Origin of the sequence: Pseudonocardia ailaonensis, assembly GCF_039531635.1 — a bacterium.
GTDB classification, from domain to species: Bacteria; Actinomycetota; Actinomycetes; order Mycobacteriales; family Pseudonocardiaceae; genus Pseudonocardia; species Pseudonocardia ailaonensis.
The window spans coordinates 21515-45226 of the sequence record NZ_BAAAQK010000012.1; the positions used below are offsets into that span (position 1 = coordinate 21515).

Annotated in this window: 24 protein-coding genes; 9 read left to right on the forward strand and 15 right to left on the reverse strand. The window is 73.3% G+C overall.

The features are described 5' to 3' along the window. Nucleotides 1-7: 7 nt before the first annotated feature. Complete coding sequence (locus tag ABD324_RS18830) at nucleotides 8-1294, forward strand: NtaA/DmoA family FMN-dependent monooxygenase (RefSeq protein ID WP_344418461.1); 1287 nt, start codon at nucleotides 8-10, stop codon at nucleotides 1292-1294. An 88-nt stretch (nucleotides 1295-1382) separates the two neighbouring features. Beyond that, on the forward strand, nucleotides 1383-2570 hold the full coding sequence (locus tag ABD324_RS18835) for an MFS transporter (RefSeq protein WP_344418463.1): 1188 nt from the start codon (nucleotides 1383-1385) through the stop codon (nucleotides 2568-2570). Nucleotides 2571-2645: 75 nt separating this feature from the next. Here the strand turns inward: ABD324_RS18835 and ABD324_RS18840 are convergent, their stop codons facing one another. From ABD324_RS18840 to ABD324_RS18865, 6 genes are all read right to left on the reverse strand, one after another. Next, complete coding sequence (locus ABD324_RS18840; RefSeq protein ID WP_344418465.1) at nucleotides 2646-3761, reverse strand: ABC transporter ATP-binding protein; 1116 nt, start codon at nucleotides 3759-3761, stop codon at nucleotides 2646-2648. Beyond that, complete coding sequence (locus ABD324_RS18845; protein WP_344418467.1) at nucleotides 3758-4579, reverse strand: ABC transporter permease; 822 nt, start codon at nucleotides 4577-4579, stop codon at nucleotides 3758-3760. Before ABD324_RS18845 ends, ABD324_RS18840 begins: the two co-directional genes overlap by 4 nt. Beyond that, a complete protein-coding gene (locus ABD324_RS18850) occupies nucleotides 4567-5463 on the reverse strand; it encodes an ABC transporter permease (RefSeq protein ID WP_344418469.1) in 897 nt (298 codons plus the stop codon). The genes ABD324_RS18845 and ABD324_RS18850 overlap by 13 nt, the downstream gene beginning before the upstream one ends. Further along, complete coding sequence (locus ABD324_RS18855) at nucleotides 5456-6601, reverse strand: ABC transporter substrate-binding protein (RefSeq protein ID WP_344418471.1); 1146 nt, start codon at nucleotides 6599-6601, stop codon at nucleotides 5456-5458. Before ABD324_RS18855 ends, ABD324_RS18850 begins: the two co-directional genes overlap by 8 nt. 190 nt (nucleotides 6602-6791) lie before the next feature. Then, complete coding sequence (locus ABD324_RS18860; protein WP_344418473.1) at nucleotides 6792-7454, reverse strand: phosphonatase-like hydrolase; 663 nt, start codon at nucleotides 7452-7454, stop codon at nucleotides 6792-6794. 2 nt (nucleotides 7455-7456) lie between these two features. Next, nucleotides 7457-8569 (reverse strand): TIGR03364 family FAD-dependent oxidoreductase, encoded by a 1113-nt coding sequence (locus ABD324_RS18865; protein WP_344418475.1) that lies wholly within the window; start codon nucleotides 8567-8569, stop codon nucleotides 7457-7459. A gap of 103 nt (nucleotides 8570-8672) precedes the next feature. Here ABD324_RS18865 and ABD324_RS18870 point away from each other — a divergent pair, with 103 nt between their 5' ends. Together ABD324_RS18870 and ABD324_RS18875 are read left to right on the forward strand one after the other, a co-directional pair. After that, complete coding sequence (locus ABD324_RS18870) at nucleotides 8673-9161, forward strand: HD domain-containing protein (RefSeq protein ID WP_344418477.1); 489 nt, start codon at nucleotides 8673-8675, stop codon at nucleotides 9159-9161. Beyond that, entirely contained in the window at nucleotides 9158-9904 is a 747-nt protein-coding gene (locus tag ABD324_RS18875) for a GntR family transcriptional regulator (protein WP_344418479.1), read from the forward strand. The genes ABD324_RS18870 and ABD324_RS18875 overlap by 4 nt, the downstream gene beginning before the upstream one ends. Nucleotides 9905-9915: 11 nt before the next feature. Here the strand turns inward: ABD324_RS18875 and ABD324_RS18880 are convergent, their stop codons facing one another. Further along, a complete protein-coding gene (locus tag ABD324_RS18880) occupies nucleotides 9916-10929 on the reverse strand; it encodes a helix-turn-helix transcriptional regulator (RefSeq protein WP_344418481.1) in 1014 nt (337 codons plus the stop codon). A 106-nt stretch (nucleotides 10930-11035) separates the two neighbouring features. Here ABD324_RS18880 and ABD324_RS18885 point away from each other — a divergent pair, with 106 nt between their 5' ends. From ABD324_RS18885 to ABD324_RS18900, 4 genes are all read left to right on the forward strand, one after another. Then, the gene (locus ABD324_RS18885; RefSeq protein ID WP_344418483.1) at nucleotides 11036-11476 is read left to right on the forward strand and encodes a VOC family protein; all 441 of its coding nucleotides are present in this window, start codon (nucleotides 11036-11038) and stop codon (nucleotides 11474-11476) included. A gap of 324 nt (nucleotides 11477-11800) precedes the next feature. Further along, complete coding sequence (locus tag ABD324_RS18890) at nucleotides 11801-13012, forward strand: cytochrome P450 (protein ID WP_344418486.1); 1212 nt, start codon at nucleotides 11801-11803, stop codon at nucleotides 13010-13012. Nucleotides 13013-13192: 180 nt separating this feature from the next. Then, a complete protein-coding gene (locus ABD324_RS18895; protein WP_344418489.1) occupies nucleotides 13193-14506 on the forward strand; it encodes a cytochrome P450 in 1314 nt (437 codons plus the stop codon). Continuing rightward, the gene (locus ABD324_RS18900; protein WP_344418492.1) at nucleotides 14503-15714 is read left to right on the forward strand and encodes a cytochrome P450; all 1212 of its coding nucleotides are present in this window, start codon (nucleotides 14503-14505) and stop codon (nucleotides 15712-15714) included. The genes ABD324_RS18895 and ABD324_RS18900 overlap by 4 nt, the downstream gene beginning before the upstream one ends. A 50-nt stretch (nucleotides 15715-15764) precedes the next feature. Here the strand turns inward: ABD324_RS18900 and ABD324_RS18905 are convergent, their stop codons facing one another. The 8 genes from ABD324_RS18905 to ABD324_RS18940 are packed head-to-tail and all read right to left on the reverse strand — an operon-like array spanning nucleotide 15765 to nucleotide 22261. Further along, a complete protein-coding gene (locus ABD324_RS18905; protein ID WP_344418494.1) occupies nucleotides 15765-16598 on the reverse strand; it encodes an acyl-ACP desaturase in 834 nt (277 codons plus the stop codon). After that, nucleotides 16595-17434 carry an SAM-dependent methyltransferase gene (locus ABD324_RS18910; RefSeq protein ID WP_344418496.1) on the reverse strand — a complete coding sequence of 280 codons (840 nt, stop codon included), beginning with the start codon at nucleotides 17432-17434 and terminating at the stop codon, nucleotides 16595-16597. Before ABD324_RS18910 ends, ABD324_RS18905 begins: the two co-directional genes overlap by 4 nt. Then, nucleotides 17431-17685, reverse strand: a complete 255-nt coding sequence (locus ABD324_RS18915) for an acyl carrier protein (RefSeq protein ID WP_344418498.1) — start codon at nucleotides 17683-17685, stop codon at nucleotides 17431-17433. The genes ABD324_RS18910 and ABD324_RS18915 overlap by 4 nt, the downstream gene beginning before the upstream one ends. Continuing rightward, nucleotides 17682-18098, reverse strand: a complete 417-nt coding sequence (locus ABD324_RS18920) for a PaaI family thioesterase (RefSeq protein WP_344418501.1) — start codon at nucleotides 18096-18098, stop codon at nucleotides 17682-17684. The genes ABD324_RS18915 and ABD324_RS18920 overlap by 4 nt, the downstream gene beginning before the upstream one ends. Further along, nucleotides 18095-18913: a ferritin-like domain-containing protein gene (locus tag ABD324_RS18925; RefSeq protein WP_344418504.1), complete on the reverse strand. Its 819-nt coding sequence runs from the start codon at nucleotides 18911-18913 to the stop codon at nucleotides 18095-18097. The genes ABD324_RS18920 and ABD324_RS18925 overlap by 4 nt, the downstream gene beginning before the upstream one ends. Continuing rightward, nucleotides 18910-20547 (reverse strand): AMP-binding protein, encoded by a 1638-nt coding sequence (locus ABD324_RS18930; RefSeq protein ID WP_344418506.1) that lies wholly within the window; start codon nucleotides 20545-20547, stop codon nucleotides 18910-18912. The genes ABD324_RS18925 and ABD324_RS18930 overlap by 4 nt, the downstream gene beginning before the upstream one ends. After that, complete coding sequence (locus tag ABD324_RS18935; RefSeq protein ID WP_344418509.1) at nucleotides 20544-21827, reverse strand: FAD-dependent oxidoreductase; 1284 nt, start codon at nucleotides 21825-21827, stop codon at nucleotides 20544-20546. Before ABD324_RS18935 ends, ABD324_RS18930 begins: the two co-directional genes overlap by 4 nt. A 2-nt stretch (nucleotides 21828-21829) precedes the next feature. Next, the gene (locus tag ABD324_RS18940) at nucleotides 21830-22261 is read right to left on the reverse strand and encodes an acyl-CoA thioesterase (protein ID WP_344418512.1); all 432 of its coding nucleotides are present in this window, start codon (nucleotides 22259-22261) and stop codon (nucleotides 21830-21832) included. A 222-nt stretch (nucleotides 22262-22483) separates the two neighbouring features. Between ABD324_RS18940 and ABD324_RS18945 the strand changes: the two genes are divergently transcribed. Continuing rightward, nucleotides 22484-23680 carry a cytochrome P450 gene (locus tag ABD324_RS18945; RefSeq protein WP_344418515.1) on the forward strand — a complete coding sequence of 399 codons (1197 nt, stop codon included), beginning with the start codon at nucleotides 22484-22486 and terminating at the stop codon, nucleotides 23678-23680. Nucleotides 23681-23712 lie beyond the last annotated feature (32 nt).

The following is a 23712-nucleotide window of genomic DNA, read 5'->3' on the forward strand; positions in this document are numbered from 1 at the left end:
CGGACCCATGTTCCATCTCGGCTGGTTCTGCAACTTCTCCAACCCGCCGTGGGCCTCCCCGTGGTCGAGCACCGAGGGCGCCGACTGGCCGACGGGGGAGGCGCACGTCGAGTTCGCCCGTTCGCTCGAACGCGCCTGCTTCGACTACGTCATGCTCGAGGACTCCTCGATGGTGTCCGACGCGTTCGAGGGATCCTCGCGGGTCGACCTCAAGTACGGGCTCTACGCCCCCAAGCACGACCCGATGATCCTCGCTCCGGCGCTCACCGACGCCACCCGCAACATCGGGATCATCGCCACCTGCTCCACGACCTTCTACCCGCCGTGGCTCCTGGCGCGCCGGTTCCAGACCCTCGACCACCTCTCGCACGGGCGGATCGGCTGGAACATGGTCACCTCCAGCGAGGACCGGGCCGCGCAGAACTACGGCATGGACACGTTGCCCGAGCACGACCTGCGCTACGAGGTGGCCGGCGAGTTCGTCGAGGTCGCGCGGCAGCTGTGGGACTCGTGGGAGCCGGACGCCCTCGTGATGGACCCCGAGACCGGGACCTATGTGGACCACACGAAGGTCCACACCATTGACTTCGAGGGCCGCTTCCACCGCTCCCGGGGCCCGCTGAACATGGTCGCCTCGCCCCAGCGCCATCCGGTGCTGTGCCAGGCCGGGGGCTCGCCGGCGGGCCGGGACTTCGCCGCCCGCTACGCCGACACCCTGCTCTCCGCCGAGACCCACTCGGTCGAGGCGATGAAGGCCTTCCGCGACGACATCCGTGCCCGGATGGTGGCGTACGGCCGGGACCCGGACGAGCTCACGATCATGTTCATCACGCAGCCGGTGCTCGCCGAGACCGTCGAGCGCGCCGAGGCCAAGAAGCAGCGGATGCTCGCCGGGATCGACGCCCGGATCGAGTCCAGCCTGGGGCACATCTCCGCGCTCACCGAGAACGACCTGTCGCAGTTCGGGCTCGACGAGGAGTTCGGCGACCTGACCACCAACGGGCACCGCTCCACGCTGGCGGACTTCATGCGCGCCGGCCGTACCCCGCGCGAGGCGGCGCTGGGCTGGTCGATGAAGAACGTCACGTTCGTCGGCACCCCCGATTCCGTTGCGGCCCAGATGGGCGAGGTCATGGCGGAGGTCGGCGGGGACGGCTTCCTGATCACCGGCAGCATCACCCGCCGGTTCGTCGACGAGATCACCGAGGGCCTGGTGCCCGCGCTGCAGCGGCGCGGCCTCACCCGCTCCGCGTACAGCGGCGGAACCCTCCGCGACACCCTCCGCGAGTTCTGACCCCGATGCCCGCGTCATGGATCCGTAACGGCGAATTCGAGGGCCTGTGGGCGCATTGAGGTTCCCTGGTGCGGGCGGGCGGGCGCCGATGCCGGGGGCCGTTCTCGTCCTCTCCGGGGTGAACGTCTGCATCGGGCTCGGGTACGGGATCGCCGCGCCCGTGATCCCGGTGCTGGCGGCGGCGTTCCAGGTGTCCGATCTCGCGGCGTCGGGCGTGGTCAGCGCCTACGCGCTGGCGCGGATCATCGCTGCGCCGTGGGCCTCCCGGATCGCGGCGCGGGTCAGCCCGGGCCCGCTGATGGCGGTCGCGATGACCGTCACCGCGGTCACCAGCCTGCTGGCCGGGCTCGCGGGCTCGTTCGAGGGCCTGCTGATCTGGCGGGCGATCGGCGGCGCCGCGACGGTGTTCACCTCGGTCGCCGGCCAGACCCTGCTGTACCGGGTCGCCCCAGCCGACGCGCGGGGTCGCGCCACCGCGACGTTCCACGCCGGCTTCCTGGCCGGCGGGGTGGCCGGGCCGCTGGTCGGCGGCCTGATCGCGGAGGTGTCGCTGGCCGCGCCGCTGCTGATCTACGGCGGTCTGCTGCTGGTGGGCGGCCTGTTCGCCGTCGCGATGCTGGGCCGGTTGCGGCGCACCGAGACCGCCGAGGTCCCCGCGGTCGCGGCCGTGATGGGGCTGCGCGAGGCCTGGGCCGACCGACGCTTCGGCGTCGCGATCGCGACACAGTTCGCCAACGCGTGGATCGGCAACGGGCTGCGGTTCACCGTGATCCCGCTGTTCGTGGCGGCCGTGCTGCACCGCGACCCGTTCTGGACGGGTGTGGGTCTGCTCGTCGCGGGGGTCGTGCAGGTGGCGTGTGCGCCGGTCAGCGGGCGGCTGGTCGACCGGTGGAGCCGGCGGGGGCCGCTCGCGATCGGCGGGGTGGTCGCCGCCGGATCGGCGGTGCTGCTCGCCGTCGACGAGACCGTGCCCGGCTACCTGGTCGCGATGGCGCTCTCCGGCCTGGCGGCCTCGCTCGGCACGGTCGCCGGCGGCGCGATGCTCGGGGACGTCCTGGCCGGCCGCTCCGGCCCTCCGATCGCCTGGTACCAGATGGCCTTCGACGTCGCCGGTGTCGTGGCGCCGCTGGCCAGCGGCGCGGTGGCGGCGTCCTGGTCGTACTCGGCGGCGTTCCTGGTGGCCGCCGTCGTGTCGCTGGGCAGCGTGGTGACCGTGCTGGCCACCCGCAGGGGTGCAGGGGGTGACGGTCCGCCGGGCGTGGCGCACGCCCCCTGACGCCCGCCGGTCATCGAGGAGCACGCGCGCCGGTCTCGCCTGCCTCGGCAAGGTCCCGCCGAGGATCACGCCCCGTCACGGCCGGCGGTCGGCGACGAGCAGGCGGCGCCGGCTGTCGGGGGCGACGGACACCTCCACGGACTGCCCGACCGTGAGCTCGGCGGCGACCGGGCTGGCCACGTCGACGAGCACGGAGAGGTCCTCGTCGAGCAGGACCCCGACCCGGGTGGTGGCGCCGAGGAAGGTCTTCACGGTCACGATGCCGGGGCCGTGGTCGACGGCCCTCAGCTCGAGGGACTCCGGCCTGGCCAGCAGGTCCACCGCGGTGCCGGCGCCTCGTGCACCGGTCTCGACGCCAGGCACCGGGCCGCCGAGCGCGGTGACCCCGTCCGCCGTCACGGTGGCCGGCAGCCGGTTGGTGGTGCCCACGAACTCGGCGACGAAGTCCGTGGCCGGGCGGTCGTAGAGCTCGTTCGGCGCGGCGATCTGCTCGAGCCGCCCGGCGCGCATGACCCCGACCCGGTCGGCCATCGACAGGGCCTCCTCCTGGTCGTGGGTCACGAACAGGGTGGTGGTGCCGAGCCGGGTCTGCAGCAGCCGGATCTGCCCTCGCAGCTGCAGGCGCACCTTGGCGTCCAGGGCCGAGAGGGGCTCGTCGAGCAGCAGGACGCGCGGCTCGATGGCCAGCGCGCGGGCCAGCGCCACGCGTTGCTGCTGGCCGCCGGACATCTGGTGCGGGTACTTGGCGGCGTGGTCGGCGAGGCCGACCATGTCGAGGAGCTCGAGGGCCCGCGCGCCCCGCGCCGCGCCGCGTCGGCCGCGGACCCGCAGCCCGAACGCCACGTTGTCCGCCGCGGAGAGGTTCGGGAACAGGCTGTAGCTCTGGAACACCATCCCCATGTCCCGACGGCGGGTGGGTACCCCGGTGATGTCCCGCCCGTCGACGAGGATCTCGCCGCTGTCGACGGTCTCCATGCCGGCCAGGGCGCGCAGCGCGGTCGTCTTGCCGCAGCCGGACGGGCCGAGCAGCGCGACGAGCTCGCCCGCCGCCAGCTCGAGGGTCAGCCCGTCGAGCGCCCGGGTGGCCCCGAACGTGCGGCGCAGGTCGCGGAGCAGCACCGCGGCGCCGCCCGCCGCCGCGGCGGACGTCCCGGCCTGCGCGGTCCCGGTGTGCACGGATGTCTCGGTCATGACTCTCCCGAGTTCGGGGACCGGCGCCGCCGGTCGATCAGCGAGATGAGGAGCAGCAGGATCCAGGTGCCGATCAGGGCGAGCAGGGACACCGCCACGGAGACGTGGGCGTTGTCCTGGTCGAACACGACGACCCACACCGGGAACGTCTCGTACTGGTCGAGGCTGGCCATCGTGTACTCGCCGAGCACCAGGGCGACGGTGAGGACCGTCGCCGACAGCAGCGCCGACCGCAGGTTGGGCAGCAGGACCCGGAACAGCGTGGTGGTCCAGCCGGCCCCGAGCGAGCGGGAGGCCTCGACGAGCGTGGTCAGCGACAGCGCGCGCAGGCCGGAGTCCAGCGACCGGTAGGCGAACGGCATGGCCAGCACGGCGTAGACCAGCGCGAGGAGCATCGGCGTGCCCTTGAGCTCGCCCGGCGCCACCTGCAGGACCCCGACGATCAGGACCACGGGCGGGATGACGATGGGCAGGATCGTGATGCCCTCGAACAGCCGCTGCACCCGCGGCAGCCGCAGGTGGACGTAGATCGCGGTCGGGACCATGAGCACCAGGGTGATCACGGTCGTCACCAGGGCCAGGGTGAGCGAGAGCCCGAACGCGTCGAGGAAGCCCGCCTGGCCCGGGATGCCGCCGAAGACCTGCAGCGACGGGCCGTCGGGCGTCTGCACCGCGAAGTCGAGCGCCGCGTAGAGCGGCACCAGGAAGTAGAGGCCGGTCAGGACAAGCACGACCCACCGCAGCCAGCTCGCGCCGGTGCTTCGCCGGCGCCGGGCGGGACGTGCCGGCACCGCCTCGGGAACGCTCAGCGCAACCATCGCGACGCCCTCCGCTGCACCAGGCTGTAGACGACCATGACGGCGCCGATGATCACGACCATGCCCAGCCCGAGTGCCTTGCCGACGTTCTCCTGTCCGGACAGGACGTTCCCGTTGAGGAACGAGCCGATCTGGATCGGCGTGAGGGCGAGGCTGCCGCTCGTCAGGGCCTGGGTGGTGGCGTAGGCGGAGAAGGCGCTGCCGAACAGCAGCAGCACCGAGCCGAGGAACGACGGCAACAGCACCGGGATGCCGACGATCCGCCAGTACTGCCAGGAGCTCGCCCCGAGGTTGTCCGCGGCCTCGCGCCAGGCCGGCCGCAGCCCCTCCAGGGCGGGCGTGATCACCAGGACCATCATCGGGATCTGGAAGTACATGTAGACGAGCGCGATGCCGGTGAAGGTGTAGAGGCTGAAGCCGTGGTCGTACGGGTCGAAGCCCAGCGCCTTCAGCCAGCCGACGGCCATGCCGCTGCTGCCGAGCGTCGCGATGAAGAGGAAGGCGAGCGGGACGCCCCCGAAGTTCGCGAACACCCCGGAGGCCGTCGACACCGCCCGCTTGAGCACGGAGCTGCGGCTGGTCTGCACCGCGTAGGCCACCAGCAGCCCGACGATCCCGGGCACGACGGCCGTGACGATCGACAGCTGGATGCTGGTGACGAAGCCCTTGGCGTAGACGCCGCTGGTCGCGATCCCGAGGTTGGCGAACGTGAAGGCCCCGGTGTCGGGGTCCTGCAGCGCGCCGACCACGATCGCGATCACCGGCACGCCGAGGAACAGCAGCGTGTAGGCGGCGAAGGGCAGCAGGCCCGCCCACGGCGTGAGGGACCGCAGGACCCCACCGCGCGCGGCGGGGTCCTGCGGCGTGGTGGTCAGGTCAGGCACCGACGGCCTGGGTCCACTGCTGGGAGAGGACGGCCTTGGCCTTGGTCTGCTGGTCGTCCGACGGGTAGGTCGGGTCGCCGGCGGGCGCCTGCGGCAGCTTCGCGAGGGCGGCCTTGTCGACCGTGCCGTCCTTGACCAGCTTCGGCAGCAGGATCGGGCGCGCCGAGCCGTTCAGCCAGAGGTTCTGGCCCTCGACCGAGTAGAGGTACTCCTCCCACAGCCGCGCCGCGGCGGGGTGCGGGGCGGTCGCGTTGATCGCCTGCGAGTAGTAGGACGCGTAGGTGGCGTCGGTCGGGATGACGACCTTCCACGACGGCAGCTGGCTGGCCACCGAGGACTCCTGCAGGTAGTCCCACCAGATCAGGATCGGGGTCTGGCCGCTCTGGACCGTCGACGGCGACCCCGTGACCGGGACGAAGTTCCCCGACGCCTTGAGCTTGCCGAAGAAGTCGACACCGGGCCCGATGTTGTCGAACGACCCGCCGTTGGCGAGCGACGCGGCGTAGACCGCGGCGAACGCCGCACCGGCCTGCGTCGGGTTGCCGTTGATGGCGACCATGTTCTTGTACTCGGGCTTGAGCAGGTCCGCGAACGACATCGGCGGGTTCGGGACCTTCGCCGGGTCGTAGCCGATCGAGACGTAGCCGCCGTAGTCGCTGAACCACTTGCCGTCGGGGTCCTTCGCCGCGGCGGGGATGTCGCCGAACGACGCGACCTTGTAGGGCGCGAGCAGCCCGTCCTTGGCGGCGCCGATCGCGAAGGACTGGCCGAGGTCGAGCACGTCCGGGGCGCGGTCCTGGCCCTTGAGCTGCTTGACGGCGTTGATCTCGTCCTGGCTGGAGCCGTCCGGGTTCGCGTTGGTGATCGTGATCCCGTACTTGTCCGTGAAGCTCTTCATGATGGTGCCGTAGTTGGCCCAGTTGGCCGGGAGGGTGATCGTGTTGAGCTGACCCTCCTTCTTCGCCGCGGCGACCAGGGCGTCCATCCCGCCCACGTCGGCGAGGCTCGCCGCCTTGCTCACGTCGGCGCCGGACCCGCCGGACGCGTTCGTCGCGGTCGAGCCCCCGCCCGATCCGCAGGCCCCCAGTACCAGGGTTGCCGCCACCGCGAGGGCGGCGCCGATCACAGTTCTCCGCATGCGTCGCTCCATGTTCGATCGATCGGAAGCCGGCCACGACGTCGCGGCGGCACACCGTCCGCATCACCCGATCGGGTGCGGCCGGAAGAAGGTGACAGCGGAACCTGACCGACTCCGACGCGGTTCACGTCCACGAGATGAAGAACCGTTGAATCGGCCACGATAGCTGTCCGTATTGCGGCGATAGTCGTTATCGATGGCCGAGGAGACCGGGCAGGTCGGCGATCGAGTCGAGCACGTGCGTGGCGCCGGCCGCGGTGAGAGCGGCGGCGTCGTGGGCGCCGGTCAGCACCCCGGCCGAGACGGTGGCCCCGGCGCGCAGGCCCGTCAGGACGTCCGAGGTGGTGTCGCCGGCGACGGCGACGGTGCGGACGTCGTCGATCTCCAGGCGGAGGACGGCGGTGAGCACCAGGTCGGGATGGGGGCGCCCGCGGCCGGCCTCGGCCGGGCAGAGGGTGAGGTCCGCGAGATCGGCCCACCCCAGCGCGTCGAGCAGCGCGTCGCGGGTGCCGGCGCCGAAGCCGGTGGTGAGCGCGACCCTGGTCCCGCCCTCCTGCAGGGCCCGGATCGCGTCCTCGGCGCCCGGGATCGGGACCACCGAGCCGACCAGCTCGTCGTAGGCGGCGGCGAACGCGGCGTTCGCCCGCTGCGCGTCGGACTCCGCGGCGAACAGGGCGCGGAAGACCTCGATCTTGGAGCGGCCCATGGTGTCGAGGACGTACTGCTGCATGCGCGGGCGCTCGGCGTCACCGACCCGCAGGTCGTCCAGCGCCGCGGTGAAGGCGCGGACGACCAGGCCGTCGTCCGCCACGGTGGTGCCGGCCATGTCCAGCACGGCGAGGGCGAAGTCCATCTCTACAGTCCGATCAGGTCGGCGGTGGCCTCGCCGAGGGCGGGGCCGAGGGTCATCCCGCGTCCACCGGGGCCGGTGACCACGTGGACCGGGCCGGTCCGGGCGCGTTGCACCAGCTCGTCGGGGGTCGTGGCCTGGGCGTACACGCCGCTCCAGCGGCGGGTGACCGCCGGCAGCGGGCGGCCGAGGAGCCCCTCGACCACCTCGGTGAGGTGGCGGTAGGGGGCGTCGTCGAGGTCGAAGTCGAAGGGCTCGTCGTAGGCGTGGGTGTCGCCGATCGTCAGGCCGCCGTGCAGGCGCTGCACGCACAGCAGCTGCATGCGGTGGGCCGCGGCGACCGCGGTCTGGGGCTGGGTCCGTTGCAGCCGGTCCAGCGCGGCCCCGGCGTACGCGGGGTAGTAGCGGAAGCTGTCGCCGTCCGCGAGGGAGGTGGTGAGCTCCTCACCCAGCGGTTCGGTCTGCATCATCTGCAGCCGCACCCGGCGCACGGGCAGCTCGCCGACCAGCTCGCGGACCAGGCCGCCGAGGGCGGCGCCGGTGCAGAGCAGAATGAGATCGGACCCGTGGCGGCCGCCGAGATCGTCGACCACCGTGCCGCCGTCGATGCCGACCACCTCGCGCCCGGCGTGGAAGGTGTAGCGGCCGGACGCCGCCAGGTGGGCACGGAGCGCGGGGAGTGCGACCCGCGACTCGACGGCGGCGTCCCGCTCGCAGTGCAGACCGGCCAGGAACTCGCCGCGCAGCGCCGGGTTGCGGCGCCGCACCTCGTCCGGCTCGAGCAGGGTGACGCCGCGGTCGGCGGCATCGGCCCGGGCGATCACCTCCTCGGCCACCGCGAGCTCGGCGGGGGTCCGGACCAGGGTGAGGGATCCGTTGGGGCGGAAGCCGATCCCCGGCACGTCCGCCCCGAGCTTCTCCCACAGCTCCCGGGAGCGGAGCGCGGCCGGCAGCTCGGCGGGGGAGCGTCCGGACACCCAGACGAGCCCGAAGTTCCGCACGCTGGCGCCGCGGGCCTCCCGCTCGCGCTCCAGGTGCACGACCTCGTGTCCCCGCAGGACCGCCTGCCACGCGTGGGCCGTGCCGAGGATCCCGGCGCCCACCACCACGACTCGCATGACCACCACCCTGACGAGTGCGCCGCAGCTGGTCTAGACCAGATGGGATGAAGGGTCCGTGAACGAGTCGTGACCACTGGTCCAGACCAGCTAGGGTGCCGGTGTGCCGGACGAGATCGAGCAGGTCCTGGCCTCGCTGGACGGCGTGGTCGACCCCGGGGAACCCGTCGACGAGCTCTCCCACGCGCTGCAGGCCGCCGGCCTCGCCGAGGCCGCCGGGGCCGACGACGAGCTGGTCGTCGCCGCCCTGCTGCACGACGTGGCCCGGTCCCCGCTGCTCCCCGACGGGCCGCACGACCGGGTCGGCGCACGGTGGCTCGCGCCGCGGCTGGGGGAGCGGGTCGCGTGGCTCGTGGGCGCGCACGTGCAGGCCAAGCGCTGGCTCGTCGCCACGGACGACTACCCCCTGTCGGCTGTGAGCACGGAGTCCCTGCGGACCCAGGGCGGTGCGACGGCCGACGGCCTGCCGCTCGACCATCCCTGGTGGCCGGCGGCCGTGCGGCTGCGCCGGTTCGACGACGCGGCCAAGATCCCCGGAGCGCCCGCGCCCACGGTTGCAGACGTGCTCCGGATCGTCGCGCGGCTCGCATGACGAGCATGTGGGGCGGCCCGGTCCGGTCCGGGGTGCCGGCGGGCGGGGCGGTGCCGAAGTACTACCTCGCGAAGATCGAGATCGTCGGGCTGGTCGACGAGCTCGGCGAAGGTGCCGCGGTGCCGTCGGAGCGGGAGCTGGCCGCCCGGTTCGGGATCGCCCGCGAGACCGTCCGGCAGGCGCTGCAGGAACTGCTCGTCGAGGGCCGGATCCGGCGCCGCCACGGGCGCGCGACCGTGGTGGCGGGCCCCAAGATCGTGCAGCCGCTCTCGATCGAGTCCTACACCGAGGGCGTCCGCCGCCAGGGTCGCACGCCGGGGCGCGCACTCGTCGCCCTGGAGTCGCAGCCGGCGGATCCGGTGCAGGCCGGCCACCTCGAGATCGAGCCGGGCGCGGAGCTGCTGCACCTGGAACGGATCCTGCTCTCCGACGACGAGCCGATGGGCCTGGAGAGCACCTTCCTGCCGGCGGCCCGGTTCCCGCTGCTGCGCACCGACTTCGACCCGGGGACGTCCCTCTACGCCTACATCCGGGGCACCGGCGTGACCTTCCACCGGGCGACCGAGCACATCGAGACGGTGCTCGCCTCCCCCCGGGAGGCCGACCTGCTCGGGACCGGCCCGGCGCTGCCGATGCTGCTGCTCAACCGGGTCTCGTGGGACCCGCAGGGCCGGCCCATCGAGCGGGTGCGCTCGCTGTTCCGCGGGGACCGCTTCAGCCTCGTCGCCGAGCTGGGCGGCTGATCTCCCGCTCGTCAGGTGCCGTGATCGGGCTCCGTGCCGCCGTGGTGGCGGACGCCGCCGCCGTCCGCGGCCTCGGCGCTGTCGAGGAGGCGCCGGGCGAGGGCCCTGACGTGGTCGCGCAGGGCGTCGGGTTCCTCGACGACGAAGGTCCGGTCGAGGCCGGCGAGCACGGAGGGCACCCAGTCCAGGCGCTCGGCCTCGAGCCGGATCCGCTGCCAGCCGTCGTCGGCCGTCGCGGTGACGGTCGCGAGCCCGGGCGGGAGGTGGCGGGCGAGGTGCTCGCGATCGGCGTGCACGAGGACCCGGACGGTGTGCCGGCGTGGGGCCTCGGCCAGCGCGGACAGCACGCGCTCGCGCGGATCGCGATCGACGGGTGCCGGGAACGTGGCCGGGAGCAGGCGCGCGCTCCGGATGCGGTCGATCCGGAAGGTCCGGTCCTCGCCGGTGGCGGAGTCGGCGCCGTGGACGTACCAGCGGCCGTGGTGGGCGACCACGGCGTACGGGGCGAGGGTGCGTTCGCTGGGGTGCCCGTCGGCGGCGCGGTAGCTGATCGCGACCGCCCGCCGCTCCCGCGCGGCATGGGCGATGACCAGCAGGACCTCGGTCTCCGGGACGTCCCCTCGACGTCCCCGCGGTGCGCCGGTGCCCTCGAGCAGTGCCTCCAGGCGGAGGCCGAGCCGCTCCGGCAGGACGCGACGGATCTTCGCCGCGGCGCTGTTCGCGGCCGCGGCGGACGACGGGACGAGGCCCGCGCGGTCGGCGGCGACCATGCCGACGAGCACCGCGACCGCCTCCTCGCCGGTCAGCATCAGCGGGGGCATCCGGTAGCCGCGGGCGAGCCGGAACCCGCCGTGGCGACCGCGCTCGGAGCGCACCGGGACGTCGAGCTCGACGAGGTGTTCCACGTAGCGGCGCACGGTGCGTTCGTCGACGCCGATCGTCGCGGCGAGATCGCCCGCGGTGCGGGTCCCGCCGGCCTGCAGGATCTCCAGCAGCGCGAGCACTCGGCTGGTCGGGCGGGCCATGGCGTCGAGGATGTCAGAGAAACCGGGCGGTTCTCGCCCGGTATGGGTCCTAGCGTCGGCGGTGCCGCCGGCCCCGGTGGCACCGAGCGATCCCGAGGAGCCAGTCATGGAGTTCGTCTCCGCCCGCATCATCACCGCCGACGTGCCGGGTCTCGTCGCCTTCTACGAACGGGTGACGGGTACGGAGGCGGTCTGGAGCACCGAGCTCTTCGCCGAGGTCCCGACAGCGGCAGGCACCCTCGCGATCGGCAGCGAGCGCACCGTGGCGCTCTTCGGTGAGGGCAGCGCGGTGCCGGCGGCCAACCGCACCGTGATCGTGGAGTTCCTCGTCGACGACGTCGACGCCGACTTCGCCCGCCTGCGGGACGCCCTCGACGAGGTCGTCACCCCACCCACCGACATGCCGTGGGGAAACCGGGCGCTGTTGTTCCGGGACCCCGACGGCAACCTGGTCAACCTGTTCACGCCGGTCACCGCAGCGGCCCGCGAGAAGTTCGGCGTCGGCCCGGCTCGCGAGCGGGCCGGGGATCTCACCTCGGGACGCTAGGGAGCGTCTGACGGACCCCCGTCGGCCCGCGACGCCCCAGGCGGGTACCCCGCGGCGTTGGCGCCGAACCCGAATACGCCCGGTATGAGGGCCCGGCGCTGCCTTGCGGGGCACCCACCTGGAACGCCGCGGACTCGACGGCGATCCGTCAGACACTCCCTGGGGGCCGCTCGGGTGGCCGGCCGGTGCAGCCCCGTCGCCCGCCGGGGAGGCGATTCCGGAGCCCGATCCCGCGATTGCCGGTGCCTCGTCCGCGGGACCGGCGGCGTTCGGCCTCCTAGCCTCAGGAGGCCTCGAACGACCCCTCGACCCGCGGGACCGACGTTGACCGCTGACGCCTTCACCCTCGACCTCTTCGCGGACGGCTTCGCCGACGATCCGTACCCGCACTACGCGGCCCTGCGCGCCGCCGCGCCGGTCCACGAGCACCCGCTCGGGTTCTGGCTCGTGTCCCGGCACGCGGACGTCGTCGCCGTCCAGCGGGGCCCGCACTCGGTCGACGAGCGCAACCTGGGCGCCCTGCCGAGCTGGAAGCGGGACTCGGGCTCGATCGGGCGCGAGAACCGGATGCTGCGCGGGCTGGCGATGCTCGACCAGGACCCGCCGAACCACACCCGGCTGCGCCGCCTGGTCACGGCCGCGTTCACCCGGCGTGCGGTGGGGGAGCTGGAGGCGCGCATCACGGACCTGGTCGACGCCGCCCTGGACCGGATCGCGGACAAGGGCCGGGCGGACGTGGTCGACGAGCTGGCGTTCCCGCTGCCCTTCACCGTGATCTCCGAGCTGCTGGGGATCCCGGTGGCCGAGCAGCAGCGGATCCGCGCCCTGACCGGCGTGCTGGCGCTGGGCCTGGAGCCCCTGCCCGATCCGGCGTTGCAGGCGCGGGTCCTCGAGGCCGGCCGCGAGCTGACGGCGCTGGTGGGCGACCTGGCGCGGTGGAAGCGCGGGCACCCGGGGCCGGACCTGTTCAGCGCGCTGATCGAGGCCGAGGACCACGGCGACGTGCTCGACGAGGACGAGCTGGTCGCCCAGGTCGCGTTCCTCTACGTCGCCGGACACGAGACCACGATGAACCAGATCGCCGGCGGGCTCGTCGCGCTGCTGCGCCATCCCGGGCAGCTGCGCCGGCTCCGCGCGGATCCGGCGCTGGCGGGCACCGCGGTGGAGGAGCTGCTGCGCTACGACACCCCGGTCCACCTGATGCGGCGGATCACCTTGGCGCCGTTGCGGATCGGCGACGCCGAGATCCCCGCCGGGGCGTGGGTCGTCGCCTGCCTCGCGGCGGCCAACCGCGATCCCGCCTTCTGGGGACCCGATGCCGACGAGCTGCGCCTCGACCGTCCCGACGCGCACCGAGCCGTGTCCTTCGGGGCCGGCGCCCACCATTGCCTCGGTGCCGCACTGGCCCGCGTGGAGGCCCGGATCGCGTTCTCCCGCTTCGCCCGTCGCTTCGCCGACGCCGAGCTGGAGGAGGTCCGCTGGAACGGGCGGATCAACGTCCGCGGCCCGGCGTCGGCGATCGTGCGGGTGGGCTAGGAGCGTCTGACGGACCACGGCCGGCCCGCCGCGGGCTCGACGGCGATCCGCCGGACACTCCCTGGCCCGATTCGTCCCGCCGATGGGCCCAGAGGCGTCGGTGGCCGCCGTTGCCGGGCGGATCGCCGGTCGCGCAGGCTCGGTGCGCCCCCGGTGCACACCTCCCGAACGGATCCGCCCGTGGACTCGACCAGCGTTCTCGTCCCCTCCCCGTCGGACGTCGCCGCGGCGGTGGCCGCGTCCCTCGACGTCGCCCACCGCCACGACCCCTATCCCTCCTACGCCGTCCTGCGGGACACCCCCGGCTTCCCGCCGGGACCGCTGGGCACCCACGCCGTCTCCCGGTACGCCGACTGCGAGACGGTCCTCGCGGACCCGGCGTGGAGCCACGCCGAGGAGGCCCGCCTGCTCCACCCGGACAGCGAGGTCCACCTGCCCGGCTCGTTCCTCTGGATGGACCCGCCCGACCACACCCGGCTGCGCGGGCTCGTGGCCCAGGCGTTCACCCCGCGCCGGATCCAGGGCATGCGCTCCGACGCCGAGACGATCGTCGCCGGCCTGCTCGACGAGGCCGTCGCGAAGGGCACCGTCGACTTGGTCGAGGCCCTGGCCTATCCGCTGCCGCTGCGGATGATCTGCCGGATGATGGGCGTGCCCGCCGCGGCCGAGGACGACGTGCGCCGGATGTCCGCGGGCATCGCGCGCGGCCTCGACCCCGACGTGCTGCTCACACCCGAGGAGCTCGCCGCGCGGACCACCGCCGTCCACGACTTCACGGAGTTCTTCGGCGAGCTGGCCGCGCGCCGGCGCGTCGAGCCGCAGGACGACCTGGTGACCGCCCTGGTCCGGGCGGAGACGACGGTCGCCTCCGCGAGCTCCGGCTCCGCGCAGATGGTCGCCTCCGCACGCTCCGGCTCCGCGCAGGACGGGGACCGCCTGTCGCCGGTCGAGCTGCTGGGCACGCTGCTGATCCTGGTCGTCGCGGGCCACGAGACCACGGTCAACCTGGTGGCCAACGGCGTCCGGGCGCTGGCCGCGCATCCCGCGCAGCTCGACCTGCTGCGGGCGGACCCCGAGCTGGCGACCCCGGCCGTCGACGAGATCCTGCGGTTCGACCCGCCGGTGCACCTGACCACCCGCACGGCCCGCACCGCGCTGACGGTCGGCGGTCGCCGGTTCGAGGCGGGGGAGAGCCTGCTGCTCCTGCTCGGCGCCGCCAACCGGGACGACGCCGCCTTCCCGCGGGCGGACGTCCTGGACGTCACCCGCTACGCCGAGCGCGGCGTCGCCCGCCGGCACCTCGCGTTCGGGCTGGGCCTGCACCACTGCCTCGGTGCCGCCCTCGCCCGCCTCGAGCTGGAGTCCGTGCTGCGCGCGCTCGTCGCCCGCGGTGTCGAGGTCGAGCTGCTGACCGAACGGCCGCGCTACCGGCCGAACCTCGTCGTGCGCGGGATGGCGGAGCTGCCCGTGCGGATCACGGAGACACACCGATGACCAGCTCGACGGCCCTGTTCGCCGCCTTCGACCCCGCGCAGCAGGCGGACCCGTACCCGGCCTACCGCGCGGCCCGCGACGAGGGCCCGCTGCTGCCCTACCTGCTCGACGACGTCCCGGTCCACCTGGTCACGCGGTACGCGGAGTGCGCCGAGATCCTCACCAGCCCCGTCTGGGGGCACGGCTACGCGGAGGGGATCAGCCCGTTCCGCGATCCCGGCGCCCGGATCCCCGGCTCCTTCGTCCGCATGGACCCGCCCGAGCACGGCCGCTTCCGCGGCCTGCTCACCCGGCAGTTCCTCCCGCGGGCGGTCGCCGAGCTCGGCCCGACCGCGGCGCGGATCGTCGAGGGGCTGATGGACACCGCGCTGGCCGCCGGGGAGCTCGACGCCATCGCGGGCCTGTCCGAGCCCCTGGCCGCGGCGATGATCCAGGGTCGCCTGCTCGGGATCCCGGAGGCGGACCGGCCGATGCTGCGCGCCTGGGAGCTGGCGATCGCCCGCGGCACCGACCCGGACGACCTGCTGACCGAGGCCGACAAGGCCGCCCGGATCGAGGCGGCCCAGGGCTGCGCGGCGTACTTCGGCGAGCTCGTCGCACGCCGCTGCCGCGAACCCGGCGACGACCTGCTCTCGAGCCTCGCCGCCGGCATCGCCGAGGGGGTCCTGCAGCCCGCTGAGGTCGTCGGGATCGCGCTGCTGCTGCTCGTCGCGGGCACGGAGACCTCGGTCAACCTGGTCGGCAACGGTGTCCTCGCCCTGCTGCGGGCGCCCGACCAGGCCGACCTGCTGCGGGAGCGGCCCGAGCTGGTCCCGGCGGCGGTCGACGAGGTGCTGCGCCACGACGCCCCCACCCAGTTCACGATCCGGGTGGCCCTGGGCGACACCGAGGTCGGTGGGCGGCGCTTCCGGCGGGGCGACGGGGTGGTCGTCCTGATGGCGTCGGCCAGCCGCGACGAGCGCGTCTTCGAGCGGGTGGACGAGTTCGACGTGACCCGCTACGCCGGCAGCCACCCCGCCCGTCGCCACCTGGGGTTCAGCCTGGGCCTGCACTTCTGCCTCGGTGCCCCGCTGGCGAGGATCGAGGCGGAGGCCTGCTTCGGCGCGCTTCTCGCCCGCACCACGCATCTGGAGCTCGCGACCGGTGAGCTGGAGTACCTGCCCAGCCTCATCCACCGCGGCGTCCGGGAACTCCCGATCACCTTCTGAACCCCTGTGAGTGGCAATAGTCGCCATGGCGACTATTGCCACTCACGATGTCAGACGACGGTGCGGGCGGCCCTGACGAAGTGGACCAGCTCGGAGAGCTTGTCGGACCTGGCCTCGGTGGCGCGGTCCAGGACGGCGATCAGGCCGTCGTAGGCGTCCGTGTGGTCGTAGCGGGCGGTGTCGGCGATCTTCAGCGCCCACCGCCAGTACCCGCGCAGGGTGTCCGCGAGGGGCATCCGGAACGTCGCGATGACGTCCCGGACCGGCTCCACCACCTCGTCCCCGAACGCGTGCAGGTACCGGGTCACGACGTCCGCCATGAAGGTGAAGTGCCGCGCCTCGTCGCGCGAGAGCCGGGTCAGCAGGTCGACGAGCACCGGTTCGTCCACGGCGGACCGCAGCTGCCGGTAGTAGATCTGCGTGGCCTTCTCCTGCACCAGCGCGTAGGCGAAGAACTGCACCGGGTGCTCGAAGGGCAGGTCGAACGGGGCCGCGCCCACGCCGGCCAGCGCGGTGCGCAGGGCGTCGCGCTCCGCGATCCCGGACTCCCGCTGGTAGCGGGCGAGCGCGCGGGCATGGGTGTCCTCTTCGGAGGCCCAGCGCACCGTGAAGTGGTACAGCTCGCGGTTGTGCGCGAACACCTCCGGCGCGACGGTGCCGTCGACCGGGAAGTGCCGGTGGTAGACGTCGAAGTAGCCGGGCAGGTGGTCCTCGATCACCGTCACGAACTCGACGGCCGAGCGCTGGCCCTCGGTGAGCCGGTCCGCGTCCGCGGCCTCCCAGGCGAAGGAGCGTTCGGCGTCCCAGCGCCGCTCGGGGGTGGTCGCCCCCAGGTAGGTGTCGACGGCCGGGGCGAGCTGGGCCGCGGTCAGCAGGCCGTTCACCGGGCGTTCCGCAGGACCAGCGCGTAGTGCTTGGTGGTGTAGCCCCAGCCCGCGTTGGAGATGTCGAGATAGTGCTCGAGCTGCGCGGCGATGCCCGGCTGGATCCTCTCGAGCGCCGCCCGGTTGGCCCGCACGTTCTCGATCCACTGCTCGATGGTGCGGTGGTAGTGCCTCGTGAGGTCCACGCTGGTCTCGATCGAGAACCCGGCGTCCTCGGCGGCGGCCACGAGCTCGGAGAGCGGCCGCAGCTCGCCGTTGCCGAAGATCGCCTCGCGCACGAAGTCCGTGCCCTCGACCTCGTCGAACCGCGCGCGGATCGCCTGGCTGCGGAAGCAGGACTCCGAGACGTACATGAGCCCGTCCCGCCGGAGCAGGCCACGGGCCTTGCCGAACACGGCCGGCAGGTCCGGCATGTGGACCACGGATCCCAGCGCGGTGATCGCGTCGAGCTTCGTCGGCAGGCCGGTGGCGTCCTCGAACGGGCTGGTGACGATCCGGACCCGGTCGGCGAGCCCCCGCTGCCGGGCCCGCTTCTCCACGAACTCCCGCTGCTTCGGCGCCGGGCTGATCCCGGTGACGTCGCAACCGCGGACGCCCGCGAGGTGCAGGACGAGCGCGCCCCAGCCGGAGCCGATGTCCAGCACCCGCCTGCCGGCCTGCGCGTGCACCAGATCGGCGACCAGGTTCATCTTCTGCTGCTGCGCCAGCTCCAGGGAGTCCTCGGGCCCGAGGTACCAGCCGGAGCTGTACTTGCGGGACTCGTCGAGGAAGAGCCCGAAGACCCGCGGGTCCAGGTCGTAGTGCTGGTTGGTGGGGTGCTGCTCGACAGTGGTCACAGCGCTTTCCGCACCACGTCGGAGACCTCGGCGATCGTGCTCACGCCGAACACGTCCTCGTCCTCCAGCTCGACGTCGAACTCGCGCTCGATGCGGGCGATCATCCGCAGCACCTTGATCGAGTCGGCGCCCTCGACGCCGCGCAGGTCCGTGTCGAGGGACAGCGCGTCGGCGGGCACGGCGAGGACCTCGGCGACGATGCCGCGGACGGTGTCGGTGATCTGGGCGGGGGTGTCCGTCGAGGTGGTCATGATGCGCTCCGGTGGTAGGTGGCGGTGGCGCTCGCGACGAGGTCGCCGCGGGCGTCGGTGACATCGGCCGCGGCGCCGATCAGCGTGGGGGACGCAGAGGTGAGGGTCGCGGCGACCCGGTGCGGGAGTCCGACATGGACGGTACCGATGTACCGCATGCGCATACTGGTGGTGACGGCCGGGGTGCCGTTCCGCAGCACGATCAGGTTGCCCATCGTCTCGTCGCAGATCAGCGCGACGATCCCGCCGTGCACCACGCCGGGATAGGACTCGTAATGGTGGCCGAGGTCGAACTCGGTCCACAGCGCGTCGCCCGCCTGCTCGAAGGTGAGCCCGAGGCCGTGCGGGTTCCGTGGCGCGCAGCCGAAGCAGCGGTGGTCCTCGCGGGTGCGCCAGGGGAGGGCGACGGTCATGCGAGCGTCTCCGCGAGCGCCCGGCGGACCTTGCCGTTGCTGGAGAGGTCCCTGCCGGTGAGCGAGCCGAAGGTCTTGCGGATCTTGCCCTGCAGCTCGTCGAGGCCACCGGTGCCGGCGAGCTCGTCGAGGAACATCCGGAAGCCGGTGTCGATGGTCTCGTGGCCCTCCAGCGCGTCCAGACCGGACTTGAACACGCTGACGGGATGCTTGATCGTGGCGTCGGAGGTGTAGAAGTACAGCGTCTCCAGCACGCTCGCCAGCTCGTCGGGGTGCTGCGCGAGGCGCTGCGCGGCGAAGTGCCGGAACTCCCGCGCGTGGCCCGCCTCGTCCCGGCTGGCGCGCAGCAGGAGATCGGCGAGCACCGGCTCGTCCACCCACTCCGCGACGGCGCGGTACACGTGGTTCACGGTCAGCTCGGAGATGATGTTGGTCGCGAGCGTGGCGGACGGGGTGGTGCCCGGTTCGTAGGGCGCGCGCATCGCGGCGACGGCGCGGGAGTCGACGTCCTCGCCGACGGCCTGCAGCCACGACGTGAAGGCGTAGTGGTGCTGGACCTCCTGGTAGCCCCAGATCACCGCGAAGGCGGAGAAGTCGTAGTCGTCGGCGAACTCGTTGAGGAAGCCGTGCACCGCCGCGATCACGTTCGACTCGCCCATCACCGCGCTCTTCACGAGGGTGACGTGCTCCGGCCTCACCAGCGACCTGTCGATCGCGGCGAGGTCGAGCTGGTCGAGCTTCCAGTGGCTGCGGTCGTAGTGCCGGAAGACATCGAGGGAGTGCATTGCGCCCATACCCGGGACGACGCTGGTCATGCTGACCTCTCGAGAAGTGCCGCCGTCGCCAGCCGGCGGAGCTTTCCGCTGGTGGTGCGGGGCAGGGAGTCGGGGGCGGTGAGGTGGACCGTCAGCGACGACCCCGTCGCCAGGCCCAGCGCGCGGCGGACCCGCGCGGCGATCGCGCGGCGGAGCGCGTCGTGCTCCGCCTCGGGGAGTGCGGTCTCGGCGACGACGGCGACGTGCTCGTGGGGTTCCAGCACCGCGTAGGCGACGCAGCGTCCGCGCCGCACACCGCTGACCTGCGAGACCTCGGCCTCGACGTCGGACGGGTAGGTGTTCACCCCGCGGACGGTGATCATCTCCTTGGCGCGGCCCGCGAAGAACAGCTCGCCCGCGCGCAGGTAGCCGAGGTCGCCGGTCCGCAGCCAGCCGTCGGCGGTGAAGATGCCGTCGTCGGCGGGACGAACCGGGTCGTCGAGGTAGCCGCTGGTCACCGCGGCGCCCCGCAGCTCGACCTCGCCCACGCTGCCGTCGGGGGAGCCGCCCGCGATGCGGATCTCCATGCCCGGCACCGCCCGGCCCAGGCCGACGATCTCCTTGTCGCCCTTCACCGCCCGCCCGCGGGCGAGCTCGTGCCGGTCGACGGCCTCGACGACCGGGGTCCGGCCCAGCGGCGGGAGCGTCGCGACGAGGGTGGCCTCGGCCATGCCGTACCCGGGCGTCATCGCCTCGGCGCGGAAGCCGGCGCCGGCGAACCGGGAGGCGAAGGCGCGCACCGACTCCGGCCGGATGATCTCCGCCCCGTTGAAGCAGACCCGCCAGGCGGACAGGTCGAGCCCCGCCGGGTCGGCGTCGAGCAGGGCGTCGAAGGCGAAGTTGGGCATCGTCGTGATGGTGGCGCGGGTCTGCGCGAACTCTGCGAGCCAGCGGCCGGGATCCTTGACGAACGCGGTGGGGTTCCACAGGTTGACGGGGATGCCGGTGAAGATCCCGGTCAGCGTGCCGAACAGGCCCATGTCGTGGAAGAGCGGAAGCCAGGAGGCGTGCGCGTCCGCCGGGCCGAGCGCGATCGCCTCGGTGATCGACTCGGCACAGGCCAGCACGTTGTCGTGGGTGAGCAGCACGCCCTTCGGTGCCGACGTGCTGCCGGAGGTGAACTGCAGGATCGCGGGCAGCTCGGGATCGACGGCGACGGGCGCGGTCTCGCGGCCCGGCGCCACCAGCTCGGTGGAGTCCAGGATCTCCTTGGCGCCGAAGGCCTCGGCACGCTGTCCGAGCATCCGGCGCAGCCGCGTCGAGAGCACCAGCGAGCGCATCTCGGCGGCCGCGACGATCCGCGCGGTCCGCTCGCCGTACTCCACGAGGTCGCGCAGCCCGGCCGGCAGCGGGAGCGGGCAGGCCGCGGCGCCGATCCGGGAGGCGGCGAACACCGTCTGCAGGAACTCGGGACCGTTGGGCGCCAGGATCCCGACGGCCTCGCCCGGCCCCGCGTCGAGCCGGGCGGCGGCTCGCTTGGACGAGGCGACGAGCTCCGCGTACGTCAGCTCGGTCCGCTCGGAGTGGAAGCGGATCAGCTGGTCGGGGTGCTCGGCGGCGACCGCGTCGAGCCGCTCGTGCAGCGTGGGCTCGCCGCGCGGCGCGGCCCGGGGCACCGAGGGCCGCGCGCTCATGCCGGCACCCCCGTCCGCTCCTCGTGGGCGACCGGGTGGTCCGCGCCCGGGCGCAGCACCCGGCGGAGGATCTCGGGGGCGAGCAGCGCCGCGGCGGGATCCGCGAGGTTCGCGACGCGGATCAGCGCCCGCGCCACCACCGGATCGGCGTGCGCCACCCGCTGCACGCGGCTCACGTAGCCGTCGAGAACCCGGGCCGGCAGCGGGCGGGAACCGTGCACCTCGGGCAGCGCGAGGTCGGCGCGGGTCGCGATCTCCCAGGCGGTCGCACACAGCCGGCCGATGGTCCGGTGCAGGTCCCGCGCGCGCCGCCCGTCCCAGGCGTGCAGCGCCTTCACCTGCTGGGCGGCGAGAGTCATGCCCTGCGCGTAGAGCGGGTTCAGGCTGCAGACCGCGTCGCCGAGCACGACGAGGCCCTCGGGCAGGCAGGGCAGCAGGTCGTAGCGGCGGTGCCGCGAGCCGCGGAACCGGTAGGGCACCGCGTCGTCGAGCGGCTCGGCCTCGGCCACGATCTCGCCGACCGGACCGGCCGGCAGGGAGGCGGCGAAGGCGCGGAACCCGGCGTCGTCCGTGGGGGGATGGTCGCCGAGCAGCCCGGCCAGGGTGACCAGCCAGCGGTCGCCCTCGATCGCCATGGCGCCGCCGCCGCGCGAGCGCGGCACGGTCGAGACCAGGGCGTTGAGGTCGCCACCGAGGTGGTGCGGGTGGCGGCGGAAGGTGCGGGTGGCGTACCCGAGGTCGACGTCGACGCGGTCCTCCCGCGGCCGGGCCAGGCCCAGCTCGGCCAGCCAGTCCGGCAGCCGTGAGGCGCGCCCGGAGGCGTCGACGACCAGATCGGCGGGGAGCACCTCGCCGTCGGCGAGCAGCAGCCCGCGGACCCGGCCGGCGTCGAGCTCCAGACCGGCCGCGGTGCCCGTCCGCACGGCGGCGTCGGTGCGCCGGCGCAGGACGTCCTCCAGCAGCGGCCGCGAGGCGAGGACCGAACGCATCCCGGTGCCGGTCGGGTGCAGACGCCGCCCGTGCAGGTACCAGCGGGTGTGCACCAACGGTTCCGCGGTGAGCGCGCCGGCGGCGACGAGATCGGCGGTGAAGCCGGGGTGCAGCTCCTCGACGATCTCCCGGCCACCGTCGAGCAGCCCGTGCAGGTGGCGGCCCTGAGGCACCCCGCGTCGCGCACCCCCGCCGGGATCTCGCTCCACAATGGTCACCGGGCCGCGCTCGGCGAGCACCCGGGCGGCCAGGAGACCGGCGATGCCGCCCCCGATCACGATGGACCGCACGGCTACAGCCCCAGGATCTCGGGCGCGGAGGCGAGCTCGCGGAGAGTGGTGAGCGGATCGGCGACGAGCTTCCGGGAGCCGAGGTCGAGCAGGCCGGAGACGCTGCGCACCTCGGCGGCCACCGTCCCGTCCTCGTCGCGGACGAGCGGCTGGACGATGCGGGCCGTCTTGCCGGTGCCCCACTCGAACTCGCAGCCGACGTGCACCACGTCGTCGTAGCGCAGCTCGTGCCGGTAGCTGATCGTGGTCTCGAGCATGATCGGCATGACGCCGTGGGTCAGCAGGGTCTGCGCGGAGAGCCCGGCGGCGCGCAGGCACTCCCAGCGGGCGTGCTCGGCGTAGTCCAGGTAGACCGTGTGCCGCACGTGGCCGAGGGCGTCGATCTCGTAGCCGCGAACGGTCACCTCGGTGCGGTGGGTCGGCGGTGCGGTCATCGCATTCTCCTCGCGTCGCGGCATCCGGCCCATTCAGCCGACCAAGAATGCAAGCGCACTTCAACGCCCTGCGGCGCACGGGGATCGGTCCATAAGGAACCGCGATCGAGGTTCGACGACCGGTCGGTCGGCGACGCTTTCCGTCCATTTCCGGTTCAGTTCTCGGACGGGTCGGCACGGTGCGCTCGACGGCGACACCCCCATCCGGTGAGAGGAAGCCCCGTGACGTCAGCCCCACCGGTGTTCGACGCGTTCGCGCCCGAGCACCGCCCCGACCCGTACTCGCGCTACGCCCTGGTCCGGGAGGCGACACCCTTCCTGGACAGCGGGTTCGGGGTCGAGTTCGTGACCCGCCACGCCGAGTGCACGCAGATCCTCTCCGAGACGCTGTGGAGCCACCGCGACGAGGCGGACCTGTTCCATCCCGAGGCCGCGAAGGTCGACCTGCCGACCTCGTTCCTCTGGATGGACCCGCCGGACCACACCCGGCTGCGCCGCCTGGTGAGCAAGGCGTTCACCCCGAAGAGCGTGACCGACCTGCGGCCCCGGATCACGGCGCTCGTCGCCGGGCTGCTCGACGCGGCCCTCGCGGAGGGGACGGTCGAGGCCATCGAGGCGATCGCGTACCCGTTGCCGCTGATCGTGATCTGCGAGCTGCTGGGCGTCGAGGACGTCGACCTCGTGCACCGCGTCGGCCCGCACCTGGCCCGCGGCTTCGACCCGGACTTCGTGCTGTCGGCCGCGGAGTGCGCGGCCCGGGACGAGGCCTCCCGCGACATCCTGCAGCACTTCCGCGAGCTGATCGCGGAGCGCCGGGTCCGGCCGAAGGACGACCTGGTCAGCGGCCTGACGCAGGTCTACGACTCGGGCGACGTGCTGTCCGAGAGCGAGATGCTGGCCACCTGCGTCACGATGCTCATCGCCGGCCACGAGACGACGGTGAACATGGTCGGCAACGGCCTGCTCGCCTTCGCCCGCAACCCCGGGCAGCTCGCGCTCGTCCGGGAGAACCCCGAGCTCGCCGGCCCGACGGTCGACGAGGTGCTGCGCTACGACTCGCCGGTGCACATGACCACCCGCACCGCGAAGCGGGAGCTGACGGTGGGGGACCGGACGTTCCCGGAGGGACACAACGTCTGCGTCCTGGTCGGTTCGGCGAACCGCGACCCGCGCGCGTTCCCGGACCCCGACGCCTTCGACGTCACCCGCTACGCCGGCACCGCCCCGACGCCGCGGCACCTCGGCTTCGCCCTCGGCATCCACTACTGCATGGGCGCCGCCCTGGCGAGGCTCGAGGGTGAGATCCTCTTCCGCGAACTGGCGCGCCGGGTACACACCCCGGACCTGGCCGGCGAGCCCGTCTACCGCCCGAACCTCCTGATCCGCGGCCTCCGCGAGCTCCCGCTCACCCTCACCTGACCCGCGTTATGGAGCCACAACTGTCGTTTCGG